11 protein-coding genes are annotated in these 13,043 nt (G+C 60.7%); 8 read left to right on the top strand and 3 right to left on the bottom strand.

Going from position 1 to position 13,043, the window contains the following annotated elements; genetic code table 11:
- The first annotated feature begins 169 nt into the window (after positions 1–169).
- The gene (locus tag AB4N85_RS06705; RefSeq protein ID WP_252869324.1) at positions 170–2,338 is read left to right on the top strand and encodes a TonB-dependent siderophore receptor; all 2,169 of its coding nucleotides are present in this window, start codon (positions 170–172) and stop codon (positions 2,336–2,338) included.
- Positions 2,339–2,465: 127 nt separating this feature from the next.
- Positions 2,466–3,659 (top strand): GAF domain-containing sensor histidine kinase, encoded by a 1,194-nt coding sequence (locus tag AB4N85_RS06700; protein WP_252869323.1) that lies wholly within the window; start codon positions 2,466–2,468, stop codon positions 3,657–3,659.
- Positions 3,660–3,667: 8 nt separating this feature from the next.
- On the opposite strand, the gene AB4N85_RS06695 is transcribed toward AB4N85_RS06700, so the two are convergent.
- Entirely contained in the window at positions 3,668–4,600 is a 933-nt protein-coding gene (locus tag AB4N85_RS06695; protein WP_041478660.1) for a helix-turn-helix transcriptional regulator, read from the bottom strand.
- 541 nt (positions 4,601–5,141) lie between these two features.
- On the opposite strand from AB4N85_RS06695, the gene AB4N85_RS06690 reads away from it, so the two are divergent.
- The 4 genes from AB4N85_RS06690 to AB4N85_RS06675 all read left to right on the top strand — a co-directional run bounded on the left by AB4N85_RS06690 (position 5,142) and on the right by AB4N85_RS06675 (position 9,063).
- Positions 5,142–6,491, top strand: coding sequence for an MFS transporter (locus AB4N85_RS06690; RefSeq protein WP_460067455.1), 1,350 nt, complete (start codon positions 5,142–5,144; stop codon positions 6,489–6,491).
- Positions 6,492–6,590: 99 nt separating this feature from the next.
- Complete coding sequence (locus AB4N85_RS06685) at positions 6,591–7,283, top strand: fumarylacetoacetate hydrolase family protein (RefSeq protein ID WP_095179706.1); 693 nt, start codon at positions 6,591–6,593, stop codon at positions 7,281–7,283.
- A 33-nt stretch (positions 7,284–7,316) separates the two neighbouring features.
- A complete protein-coding gene (locus tag AB4N85_RS06680; protein WP_095179705.1) occupies positions 7,317–8,075 on the top strand; it encodes an SDR family oxidoreductase in 759 nt (252 codons plus the stop codon).
- Positions 8,076–8,106: 31 nt separating this feature from the next.
- Positions 8,107–9,063 carry a 2-hydroxyacid dehydrogenase gene (locus AB4N85_RS06675; RefSeq protein ID WP_460067452.1) on the top strand — a complete coding sequence of 319 codons (957 nt, stop codon included), beginning with the start codon at positions 8,107–8,109 and terminating at the stop codon, positions 9,061–9,063.
- Between the two features lie 1,230 nt (positions 9,064–10,293).
- On the opposite strand, the gene AB4N85_RS06670 is transcribed toward AB4N85_RS06675, so the two are convergent.
- Positions 10,294–10,635 carry a hypothetical protein gene (locus AB4N85_RS06670; RefSeq protein ID WP_076563236.1) on the bottom strand — a complete coding sequence of 114 codons (342 nt, stop codon included), beginning with the start codon at positions 10,633–10,635 and terminating at the stop codon, positions 10,294–10,296.
- Positions 10,636–10,720: 85 nt separating this feature from the next.
- Positions 10,721–11,362 (bottom strand): class II glutamine amidotransferase, encoded by a 642-nt coding sequence (locus AB4N85_RS06665; RefSeq protein WP_252869320.1) that lies wholly within the window; start codon positions 11,360–11,362, stop codon positions 10,721–10,723.
- Positions 11,363–11,529: 167 nt separating this feature from the next.
- On the opposite strand from AB4N85_RS06665, the gene AB4N85_RS06660 reads away from it, so the two are divergent.
- Positions 11,530–11,778, top strand: coding sequence for a hypothetical protein (locus AB4N85_RS06660; RefSeq protein WP_056785124.1), 249 nt, complete (start codon positions 11,530–11,532; stop codon positions 11,776–11,778).
- Positions 11,779–11,883: 105 nt separating this feature from the next.
- Positions 11,884–13,041 carry a GGDEF domain-containing protein gene (locus AB4N85_RS06655; protein ID WP_252869319.1) on the top strand — a complete coding sequence of 386 codons (1,158 nt, stop codon included), beginning with the start codon at positions 11,884–11,886 and terminating at the stop codon, positions 13,039–13,041.
- The last annotated feature ends 2 nt before the right edge of the window (positions 13,042–13,043 follow it).

Below are 13,043 nucleotides of genomic sequence, written 5' to 3'. Positions count from 1 at the left end.
CCGCTCCCACATTTGCTTGCGGAAGCGATCAAACCCAATTGTGAAAAAATCATTAACTAACTGACTCGTACGGGTTTATTCCCCCGGAAACTTCCGACATACTAATGCGAATAATTCTTACATTCACTCGCATTAGTTTCGTTTGGGTAAATCTTGGGGAAGCAGATAGATGTCGTTTCACACCATTCACCGCCGCTCGAACCTTTCACCTAACCTCCTCGCACTCGCCATCGGCATGGCCAGCATCGCTCCTGCGTTGGCTGAAGAAACCGCAGCCACTGCGCCAGCCAATGGCCCGCTGGAACTGCAAGCGACCGAAATCGGCGCTACGCAGATGAGCAGCACCACCGAAGACACGCAGTCCTACACCACCGGCCCGATGCAGACCGCGACCAAGCTGTCGCTGACCATGCGCGAAACGCCGCAGGCGGTGACGGTGATCACTCGCCAGCGCATGGACGACCAGAACATGACCAGCGTCAACGACGTGGTGCGCGGTACGCCGGGGCTGTTCCTCAGCGAGGCCAGCGGCCCGGGCCGGCAGACTTACAAGGCGCGCGGTTTCGACATCGACAACATCATGTACGACGGCCTGCCCAGCTCGTATTCGCCGTACACCCTGGCGGTGCAACCGAACCTGGCGATGTTCGACCGGGTGGAAATCGTTCGTGGCGCGACCGGCCTGGTCACCGGTGCCGGCAACCCGTCGGCGGCGATCAACATGGTGCGCAAGCGTCCAACCGCTGATCAGCGCGTAACCCTCACCGGCGCCGCCGGCAGCTGGGATGACTACCGTGGCGAAGTCGATGCCTCCAGCCCGCTGAACGAAAGCGGCACCCTGCGTGGCCGGGTAGTGACGTCGTATCAGGGCGCGGACAGTTTCCGCGACAAGGAAGAAAACGATCACGGCCTGTTCTACGCCATCGGTGAAGCCGACCTTAGCGACAGCACCACGGCGACCCTCGGTTTTTCCCGGCAGAACGATCAGACCAACTATTTCTGGGGCGGCCTGCCGATCGGCGAAAACGGCCACCACCTCGATCTGCCCCGCTCCACTTACCCGGGCACCGACTGGGAAAACCGCAAGTTGCAGGTCGACACCGTATTCGGTGAAGTCGAACACCGTTTCGACAACGACTGGAAACTGCACCTCGGCGGCTCGACTTCGACAACCGAGGGCGAATTCTCCGGCACGTACCTGTCGCGCTACGACGGCCCGCTGGAAACCACCGCCTACCAATCGCACCACACCGACAAGCAACGCGCCTTCGATGGTTTCGCCAGCGGCCCGTTCGAAGCGTTCGGCCGTACCCACGAATTGGTAGTCGGCGCCAGCAACCGCGTGTACGACGCCACCACCAAGGAATACTCGCCCTACGACACCGGCCTGCCGATCGCCGCGCCCAAGCCTGACTTCGTCCGCAGTGGCAAGTCGCGCAACGTCACCACCCAGGACGCGGTTTACCTGACCACGCGCTTGAGCCTGGCCGACCCGCTGACGTTGATTCTCGGCAGCCGCCTGGACTGGTATGACTACGACGATCGCAGTGCCGATGGCGACTTCAAGGTCACGCGCAACCTGACCCGTTACGCCGGCCTGATCTACAAACTCGATGACCATCATTCGGTCTACGCCAGCTACACCGACATCTTTACCCCGCAAACCCAGAAAGATCTCGGCGGCAAAGTGCTCGAGCCGATCGTCGGTGAAAACTACGAAGTCGGTATCAAAGGCGAATATTTCGACGGTGCGCTGAACGGCAGCGTGGCGGTGTTCCAGATGGACCAGACCAACCGCGCCACCCAGGCGGCGACCCAGCTCGGCTGCCCGGAACTGACCTGCTACGAAACCTCCGGCAAGGTTCGCGCCCAAGGCGTGGACATGGAACTGCAAGGTGCGCTGACCGAGCAATGGCAAGTCGGCGCCGGCTACACCTACACCCGCGCCCACTACATCAAGGACGAAAACCCGGCCAACAACAATCAGAAATTCGACACCGACATGCCGGAGCACCTGTTCAAGGTCTCCACCGTGTACCGCTTCAAAGGCCCGCTGGAAAAACTGCGCGTGGGCGGCAACGTCTACTGGCAGAGCCGCATGTACAACGACATCGCTCTGGCCAACGGCGGCAGCTATCGCCTCGAACAGGGCGGCTACGCGGTCACCGACCTGATGGCCGGTTATGAGGTCAACAAGCACCTCGACCTGCAGGTCAATGCCAACAACATTTTCGACCGCAAGTACTATTCCTCCATCGGTACTGACGTGACCTGGGGCTCGACCGATAACTACGGCACCCCGCGCAGCTACATGATGACCGCGAAGTACAAGTTCTGAGGCGATAGCGCTCAGCAAGCACCGCACAGGGCGCCGGGACTTTTCCCGGTGCCCTTTTTTGCAGGTTCATTAGGCATGTCCGGCGTTTACCGATAGTCTCTGGCGACACTTTCGCGAAGCGCCGGCCATGCCCCAGACAGATTTCTCCTCCGACCTCCAGGCCATCGGCAGCATCGACGCTGTGCCGGTGATCCTGAGCATGGTCAAGCATACGACCGGCATGCGCTTCGCCGCTGTAGCGCGGGTCACCGAGAGCAAGTGGATCGCTTGCGCCGTGGATGACTCGATAGACTTCGGCCTGTTGCCCGGCGGCGAACTGGTACTGGAATCGACGATTTGTCATGAGATCCGTCAGCACCATCAGCCGGTGATCTTCGGCCATGCCAGCCAGCACCCGGTTTTCTCCACGCACCACACGCCGAAAACCTATGGTCTGGAAAGCTACATTTCGATTCCGATCATCAAGGCCAATGGCGAGTTTTTCGGCACACTCTGCGCCATTGATTCGGTTCCGGCGAACCTCGACGACCCGGCCATCGAAAAGACCCTCACCCTCTTCGCCCAGCTGATTGCAATGAGCCTGGATACCCAGGGCCATTTGCACGCGACCAAAACCGCACTGGCCGATGCCAACGAATTGGGCCGTCTGCGCGAGCAGTTCATCGCCGTACTGGGCCATGACTTGCGCACGCCACTCAGTGCCATTCGCATGAGTGCCGACCTGCTGCAAAGCAAAGCCGAAGACAAGCGCTCGCGCACGCTGCTATCGGCGATCCGTACCAGTTCGGTGCGCATGGGCGTGCTGATCGAAAACATCCTCGACTTTGCCCGGGGTCGGCTCGGCAGCGGGATTCCGGTGCAACGCAAACTGGTCGATGACTTGCAGCAAACGCTGCGCCAGACCCTTGAAGAAATCCAGGTGGCGTACCCGCAGGCGAAGTTCATTGATTCGCTTGAGGTACCGACCGGGGTCTATTGCGACCCGTTGCGCATCAGCCAGTTGTTGTCGAATCTGCTGGGCAACGCGGTGACCCACGGTTCTACGGCCGAACCGATCGTGCTCAAGGCGTTTGCCGAGGGCGATGAGATGGTGATTTCGCTGACCAACCAGGGCGCGCCGATTCCACCCGCGCTGATGCCGCTGCTGTTTGAACCGTTCTCACGTTCCGAAGCCGGTCAGCGCAATGAAGGGCTGGGGCTGGGCTTGTACATTGCCGGGCAAATTGCCAATGCGCACAACGGCACCTTGACCGTGACGTCCGACAGCGAGGCAGGCACCTGTTTCGTGGCGCGCTTCCCTGCCCGCTTCAAATGGGTCTGAGCGCCGTTCTAAGTATTCAGTGGTGTCTGCGGCGTATCCGGATTGAGCTGGCGGCGACGAAACTGCCCCGGTGGCTGGCCATGAATCTGGCGAAAACGTCGAGAGAAATAGGCCTCATCAGCAAATCCACACAGCCGCGCGACCTCGCCCACCGAGCGCGTGCTGTTGAGCAGGAAATTGCGCGCCGCGTGCATGCGCCGCTCCAGCACCAGCTCGGTGAACGTCTTGCCGATCTCCTTGCGCAGCCAGTGCGTCAGGTAAGTCGGTGACAGATAGGTCGCAGCGGCGACTTTGATCAGGTTGAGATCAGGATCGGCGATGTTCTTCCGCAAGTACTCGAACATTCGGCTCAAGGCGTCGCGACGGCTGTTCTCGGCGGCATTCTCTTCCGCCAGGCGCTTGAGCGGCTCGGCGTAAAGAAAACACACGCTGCCGATCATCTGCAGCAACAAGCCCTTGAGCATTTCCCGTGTGCCGAACTGACGGTTCTCATCAAGGCTGCGCATCTGCTCGATCAGGCCGCAGACCTGAGCGAAATCCTCATCGCCCAAAATGAAATCCAGATGCTCCTGAAAGCGGAACGGCGACAGTTCAGGCGCGAGCAGGATTGACACCTCTTCCAGATCCATCGGGTCGCACTGTAGATGCGGCAAGAGGAACGTCTGGGAAAAATTGATGACGATGAAATTGCTGTCTGCGGGATGCGGAATCACATGCACGCGGTGCGGCAGGATGAACGCCAGGGTGTTGCGCGGGAATGGCCGCTGGACGCTGCCGATGTGCTGCACGGTGTCGCCACCGAGGTTGATCTGGATCTGGAAGTACTCGTGCCGGTGAGGCGCGGTTTCGGCGCGACGACCCTTTTTGTCGCGAATGTAGAAATCGGTCAATTCGCTGCGTTGCTGCATGACGTAAGTCGGGATACGGCTGGGTGAAGACATGGGCAGAAGGTCCTCCGGGCAGTGAGGTAGCGCCTGTCATCTTGCAGGGTTGGGCGGTGGGCGGCAATGAGTCATACGATGACATTGGCTTTTTTGAAAGAAGCCTCGCGATGAGCCTGTCCAAAAACCGCATTACTACAAAAATCAAGATAATCGTTATTTTTCAGTATCTTGGGATATGAACCTGATCTTTATTTTCAAGACAAATCGTATTTATCTTTTTGGACACGTTCGCCAAACCCACTTTTTTCAAGAAAAAACGTTCTAACCCATCGGTTGATTTAGAACCGTTGTACGACCACTGTAATGACCAACGCAGCCCAACCTCTTTCAAAAACAATCAAAGGTGCGCACGTCATGATCCTGCTATTTCCCCTCGCCGCCCCGCCCGACCTCCCCTTGAAATCAATCGCACAAAGACGTTCCTGAACGTCTGAAAACCGCGCTGCAACCCGTTCGATTGCCTTGCCCCACACGTTGCGGGCAACGGCATCGGCTGCTCGAAAAATCTCGACTCTTCTAACAATAACGAGGTCTCCGCATGTCCAACTCCCATTCTTCCAGTGCCACGGTGCCGCCGGTGATCGCCGGTGCACGCGATGCCGGTTCGGCGCAGCGTCTGCCTACGCGGCGGCGCTGGTTCATGCTGTCGTTGCTGCTGATCGCGACGATCATCAATTACATCGACCGGGTGAACATCTCGATCGCCGCGCCGTTCATGGCCAAGGACCTGGGCCTGGACAAGATCGAGATGGGCCTGATCTTTTCCGCGTTCGCCTGGACCTATGCCTTGGCGCTGGTGCCGGCCGGCTTCATTGCCGACCGGTTTGGCTCGCGCTTCACCTACGGCGTATCGCTGATCAGTTGGTCGACCGTCACCGTTTGCCAAGGTTTCGCCACGGGATTTGCCTCGCTGTTCGGCCTGCGCCTGGCGGTCGGCGCCATGGAAGCCCCGGCCTTTCCGGCCAACAGCCGCGCGGTGACGGTGTGGTTCCCGGCGCGGGAACGCGGGATGGCCAGTAGCATTTACGTGTGCGGCCAGTACCTCGGCACCGCGCTGTTCACCGGCGCGCTGTTATGGCTGGCGACCACCTTCGACTGGCGCCACGTGTTCTACAGCACCGGCGCACTCGGCATCGTCTTCGGTGTGCTGTGGCTGTACCTGTATCGCGATCCGCTGAACTGCAAGAAAGTCAGCCAGGAAGAATTGAAGTACATCGAAACCGGCGGCGGCCTGGTCAAGAGCAGCCAGGAGCGCACGCGTTTCAACTGGCGGCAGATCGCCGAGCTGTTCAGCTATCGGCAGATCTGGGCGATCTGCATCGGCAAATTCGCCAGCACCTCGGCGCTGTACTTCTTCCTCACCTGGTTCCCGACCTACCTGATCGAAGAACGCAAACTGACCATGATCAAGGCCGGGATCTTCGCCGTGCTGCCCTTCGTCGGTGCCACGGTGGGGATTCTGCTGGCCGGCATCGTTTCCGACCTGCTGATCCGTCGCGGCTACTCGATGTCCTTTGCGCGCAAGTTGCCGCTGGTGGTTGGCTCGATGCTGGGCATGTCGATCGTGCTGGTGAATTTCACCGATTCCAACCTGATCTGCATCGCCGTGCTGACCATCGCCTTCTTCGCCCAGGGCATCGCGTCCTCATCGTGGGCGGCGGTATCGGAAGTGGCGCCAAAAGAGCTGATCGGCCTCACCGGCGGCATTACCAGCCTGGCGGCGAACATCGGCGGCATCGTCACGCCGATCGTGATCGGCGCCATCGTCCACGCCACCGGCACCTTCGCCTATGCCTTCTGGTTTATTGGCGGCGTCGCGCTGATCGGCACGCTCTCCTATTCGTTGTTGCTCGGACGTCTGTACCGCATCGAGCTGAAGGTGCGCTGAGGCGAAAAGCCCGGATTTGTCCAAACGCAGGCGGCTTTCGTCCAACTTCGCCCACGCCAGCCGCCGTACGCTGCCCTTTCAAACAGGATGACCCGCAGGATGAACATGACCGAATACGTCTTTACCCCGGATCTGCCCGTGACCTTGCCGGTCCTCGGCACCGAGCAGCGCTTCCCCGTCGGCCGGGTGTTCTGTGTCGGCCGCAACTACCCATGGCCGGACTCTCAAGGCCAGTCGCGCCAGCCGCCGGTGTTTTTCATGAAACCGGCAAGCTGCGTGGTCGATGCCGTCGGCGACGTCGCCTTCCCCTCAGTGTGCGAGGACTTCGTTCACGAAATCGAACTGGTCGTTGCCATCGGTGAAGGCGGCGCCCATATCCCCGAGGATCAAGCGCTCGCCTACGTGTGGGGCTACGCCGCCGGCCTCGACCTGACCCGCCGCGATGTACAACGCGCAGCCAAGAGCAACGGTTTGCCGTGGGAAGGCGCCAAGGTGTTCGACGGCGCCGCGCCGATGACTGCCGTTGTCCCGGTGAGCCGCTGCGGCCATCCCGAGGGCGAGTTGTGGCTTAACGTCAACGGCGAAGAACGCCAGCGCGACAACCTCGACAGCCAGATCTGGTCGGTCAGTGAAGTAATCGCGCGCATCTCGCAATCCGTGGCCCTGCGCGCCGGCGACCTGATCATGACTGGCAGCCCCGCCGGCGTTGACAGCCTGCAACCGGGCGACGTGATCAGCGCTGGCATAGACGGCATCGGCCACCTGGAAATGCGCGTCGGCCCACGGCCCTGATTCCAGCGGATTGAGAAAAAGGAGAACAACAATATGACGACCTCTTTGAAAGTTGCGCTGGTCACCGGCGCCGGCAGTGGCATCGGCCGCGCCGTGGCACTCGGCCTGATGGCCGACGGCTTTACCCTTGTGCTCGCCGGACGCCGGCCCGAGCCCTTGCAAGCGCTGGTCGAACTGGCGCAGAGCCAGGGTCACCCAGCGCTGGCGGTACCCACCGACGTGCGTGATCCGGCCAGTGTCGACGTGCTGTTCGCGACCATTGCCGAGGTCTACGGGCGCCTCGATGTGGTCTTCAACAACGCCGGCGTCAACGCCCCCGCCGTGCCGCTGGACGAGCTGACCTTCGAGCAGTGGCGCAACGTGATCGACACCAACCTCAACGGAGTCTTTCTGTGCGCTCGCGGCGCGTTTGGGCTGATGCGCAAACAACAGCCGCAGGGCGGGCGGATCATCAACAACGGCTCGATTTCCGCACACACGCCGCGCCCGTTCAGCAGCGCCTACACCGCGAGCAAACACGCCGTGCTCGGCCTGACCAAATCCCTGGCGCTGGATGGCCGTGAATTCAACATCGCCTGCAGCCAGATCGACATCGGCAATGCCCTGACCGAAATGTCGGTGCGCATGACCAAAGGCGTACGCCAGGCCAATGGCAGCATCGCCGTCGAGCCGATGGTCGACGTCAAACACGTCGCCGATGCAGTGCGCTACATCGCCGGCCTGCCGCTGTCGGCCAACGTCCTGAACATGACCGTCATGGCCAGCGCCATGCCGTTTGCCGGCCGCGGTTGAGCCGGCCTTTTTATTGCGTAACGAGGTAGCCATGAAGCCAGAAATCCTGCAACTGAGCCCGATCCTGATCCCGGCAATCAACGCGCGTCTGGACGAACTGTTCACCGTACGCCGCTACTACCAGCAAGCGGACAAACCCGCCTACATAAAGGAACACGGCGCCAACATCCGTGGAGTCATCACCGGCGGCCACACCGGCATCAGCCAGGCGCTGATGGCGCAACTGCCGAACCTGGAAGTCGTCGCGGTCAACGGCGTCGGCACCGACGCCGTCGATCTGGCCTACGCCCGTGACCGCGGCATCCGCGTCACCGCCACCATCGGCGCCCTCACCGAAGACGTCGCCGACCTCGCCATCGGCCTGCTCATCTCGGTCTGTCGTGGCCTGTGCACCAGCGACCGCTACGTGCGCTCCGGCCAATGGCCACAAAGCCCGACCCCACTCGCCCCGCTGCCCTTGGCCCGACAAGTCTCCGGCATGCGCATCGGCATCGTCGGCATGGGCCGCGTCGGCCGCGCCATCGCCACCCGCGCCGCCGCCTTCGGCTGCCCGATCAGCTACACCGACCTGCAACCAATGAGCGACGTCCCCCACACCTTCGTCGCCGACCTCAAACAACTGGCCCGCGACAGCGACGCCCTGATCCTCGCCGCCGCGGCGGACAAGGGCGAAGCGATCATCGACGCGCAAGTGCTGCAAGCGCTGGGCAAGGACGGTTATCTGATCAACGTCGCCCGGGGCAAACTGGTGAATGAGACGGCTCTGGTTGCCGCGCTTTCAGCGGGAGAGATTGCCGGGGCTGGGCTGGATGTATTCGTTGATGAACCGAATGTGCCGGAAGCGTTGTTTGGTAATGAACAGGTGGTGCTGCAACCGCATCGGGCCAGCGCCACGCTTCAGACACGCACGCGGATGGGGGAAATGGTTGTGGCGAGTCTGGTAGATACGTTTGCGGGGAAAGTGCCGGTTGGGTGTGTGACGGGGTGAATGGTTGTTTGGGATAGGCTGCAGATTGCGTTGAGTCAGTGAAACCCAGCCCCCTCACCCCAGCCCTCTCCCCCCAGGGGGCGAGGGGGAAAGGGAGCCGATCTTCGTTGAATTCAAGAACGAGCTCGACGCAGAGTCTCAGGTCGGCGCATCTTCGACAAACACCTCGACCAAGTCCCCGGTACATACAACCCCGGGGGGCGAGGGGGAAGGGAGCCGATCTTCGTTGAATTCAAGAACGAGCTCGACGCAGAGTCTCAGGTCGGCGCATCTTCGACAAACACCTCGACCAAGTCCTCGGTACATACAACCCCGGGGGGCGAGGGGGAAAGGGAGCCGATCTTCGTTGAATTCAAGAACGAGCTCGACGCAGAGTCTCAGGTCGGCGCATCTTCAACAAACACCTCGACCAAGTCCCCGGTACATACAACCCCGGGGGGCGAGGGGGAAGGGAGCCGATCTTCGTTGAATTCAAGAACGAGCTCGACGCAGAGTCTCAGGTCGGCGCATCTTCAACAAACACCTCGACCAAGTCCCCTCTCCCTCTGGGAGAGGGTTAGGGTGAGGGCCGTCCCTGGAGAAACCGGATCGCAAGACAAAACAACACTCCCCAATCATCATCGTGTTGCCTGATACACAGCCATCGCGAGCAGGCTCGCTCTTACAGTTTGATTGCGTGCATTCACTGAGAAAACGGTCGGCTGTCAGGCCGCCTTCGCGAGCAAGCTCGCTCCCACAGAAAAGCAAAAAGCAAAAGCAATCCGCCTCCTGCTTTTCACCACTCAATACAATGAGCGCAAGCTCGAGTGGCTCTTGATCTGGAGCCCGTCGGCAGGCTGAGTGGAGGGATTGATCCGGGGGTGGGAGCGCAGCGACCGTACGACGCAGTCGTACACAGCGGAAGGAGGTGCAGCGAAGCAAACCGGAGCCGCTGCGCCCGGATCGATTCCGCAGCGAAGGAACCCCGAGCCCCAGCGAGCGGGCCGAACGTCAGGGCGCAGACCTTTGGTTCCTTTGGGGCGTTTGCCAAAGGGACTCGCCGTAAGGGCGAAACCGCCAGCCGCAACACCAAAAAAAACGGATATTCACCCAGAACCCCCAAAGCATGGTCGGCCCAAAGGCCGCCAAGTCCAAAAAAAAGCCCCACAACCGAAAACCAGTGTGGGGCGAAAAAATTGGTTGGTTGCGGCCAACCAAAGGAGCTCTGTCAAAACCCGTCAAGCACTCAGATCAAATACACTCCTGAGCCGCCCGCTCAAAACTTGAAGGCAACAAATTCGACGCCAGCAAATGCCGCTCATAAATGAACACCTTGCCGCCCTTCCCCGCCTTGTACGCCTCCAGCACGTTGTCGGCGGATACCTTGCTCGGCACCACAATCCGATAACTGCGCTGACTCTGCGAAACCGTCGGATTCAACGCACTGTCCTGCAACTTCGGCACCACGCAATCGGCGTACTGCGCCGGCGTCTTGCTGGTCTGCAAGGTCAGGGTCGGATCGTTCGGCGCCGAAGCGCAACCGGCGAGCAACAGGGAAACAAAAGCCATGGCTGGCACGAATAAAGGACGCATGGGGTAAATCCTGAAAATAAAGGTTCGGTTCAACCGGCAACGGTTCGACTTCACGGCGCCGCCGTTGCCATTTACGTTTTGAGAATCAGCTCGACGCCACCAGGGCCTTGAGCGACACATCGAATTGCTTCAGCGCATTGAGTTGCAGATCACGTTGCTGATTGATCTGCGCGGCGATTTGCGGCGCCGCTTGGTTGTGCACCCAGACCGAAGGCAACTCTTGCTCAATCGCCCCCTCGGCCTTGCCGATGTACTGCAGATCGGCGTCGTAGAACCGCGCAGAGAAGCGCGCCTCGACCAGGCTGTTGCGCTGAGTCAGCAAGCGGTTGAAGGTATCGAGCTTGACCACCACGTCCGGATGGGCCTGAACCAGCGCATCGAGGTTGTCGTAGACGGTCACCGAGACGAACTGCTGTTGCAGCGAACTCATCAGCCAGTCGAGGGCCAGTTCCGGGTCGGAGCTGCCGACAAAGGCGTCGCGGATTCGCGAATCCAGTGCGTCTTTGGCGCCGTTGAGCGCCATGTCGTGGTAACGCTCCAGGTATTGCAGGTTCTGCAAGGTGTTTTCGCTCAACAACACACCCACGGTCTGCGTGTGCTGCAGCGCCGAGGCGCTGGCGGCGATCGGTTGCAGGTGACACGACCGGGCGTCGTCTGCGTAAGCCGGTGCGGTAACTACCCCGCTCATCAGCAGGGCGATCAATGCCAGTCGAGTCAGAATGTTCATCGCGCAATTTCCTTGAGCTGCGTCTTCGATGGAGGCGATTTTCCGCCGATCGCCGCCAAAGCAGAACTTGCGTTTCTTGATGGTCACTATTACTTCCAGCAATAGTTGCGCGTCGCGCAGACTGATGCACACTGAGCACATTCAAGAAAAATGATGAGGGTCTCGCCTTGAGAACGTTTGATCTGATCCGTGACGCCGTGCTGCCCGAATATCGCGACCGCGTAGCCGAATACCTGGTGCAGTACGAAAGCGTCCTGCTGGACAAAAACACCCGCGATGCGCAATTGATCCGCGATACCGCCCAGCAACTGCGCGGTTATCTGCGCGGCCTCAATACCACGCGGGTGCTGGGCATGGCTTATTGGGAAGAGCTCGATCGCCGCGTGGTAGACACCTGGCTAAGCCCGCAAGAGTGACCGCTGAAGCGCCAGTGGTCTGCCCGGCAACACGCCCCCTGCGAAAAACCTGACCAAACGCTTACAATCGCAGGCCTATTGCCATACAGACAGGCCTGCCCGGAAATGCCGCTCGACCCGCCAACGATGCTGACCATCACGATCGCCCTCGCAGCCGCTGCCGCGCTGTACCTGGCGGTCGAGTGGCGCAGCATCCGTGAGCCTTCGCTACTGTTCTGGAGCGCCGGTTTCGCCACCATCACCATCGGTTCCACCCTCGCGCTGCTGCGCAGCAGCGGTTTTCTGCTGCTGGGCATCTGGTTCGCCAACGGCCTGCTGGTGACCGCGCATTTCTTTTTCCTGCTCGGCGTGGCGCGCTTCACCCAGACCCGACTGTCGCCGGCGTGGTACCTGATTTTCGCAACCTGGCTGATCATGTTGACGTTGCCGGACGGCCCGCTGTGGTCCAAGGCCATGCTGGTGGCCAACTCAATGCTGGTGGCGATCCCGACCCTCAAGGCCAGTTCGCTGCTGCGCCCGCACGGCAAGTCGTTGAGCGTGGGCGCGGTGCAATTGCGTTATGTGCTGCTCGGCCATGGCATCTTTTATGTGGCCAAGGCCCTGACCGTGGTGATCCCCGGCACGCTGATCGATCTGGCGGCGTTTCGCGGCGAGATCATTCAGATCTCGCTGGTCGAAGGTGCGATGGCGATCATGTTGATCGCCCTGTCGATGACCGGCACCGAGCGTTATCGCCGGGAAAAGCAGATCGCCCGCCTCGCCGAGCGCGATCCGCTCACGGCCCTCTACAACCGCCGCGCCTTGGAAAAGCGTACGCCACGCCTGCTGGCCGGCGTATCCGCGCAAAGACCGGGTGCGTTGCTGTTGATCGATATCGACAACTTCAAACTGGTCAACGACCAGTACGGGCATATCGCCGGCGACCGCTTGCTGATTGCCTTGAGCGAAATGATCCGTGCCCAGCTTCCGGCCAATGCGTTGACGGCGCGGCTGGGTGGCGATGAGTTTTTGATGCTGCTCAACAACGCGTCAGCCGAAGCTATCCTTGAACTGGGCAACGCCTTGCGCGAACAGTTTCTGGCCCTGGCGTCGCACACCTATCCCACGTCCGCTGCGGTGACCTTGAGCATCGGCGCCACCCTGTTCGACAAACCGCCGGCCAGTCTGGCGGCGCTGATCGAACTTGGCGACGCCGCGCTCTACGAGTCCAAACGCGGCGGACGCAACCGCTTGCGCCTGTCCGGCCTCGCCACTCCAGGATGAAA

It is taken from the genome of Pseudomonas sp. H1_G08 (genome assembly GCF_054681355.1).
The sequence above is the reverse complement of the archived record's forward strand: the minus strand, read 5'-3'. Positions and strand labels throughout refer to the sequence as shown.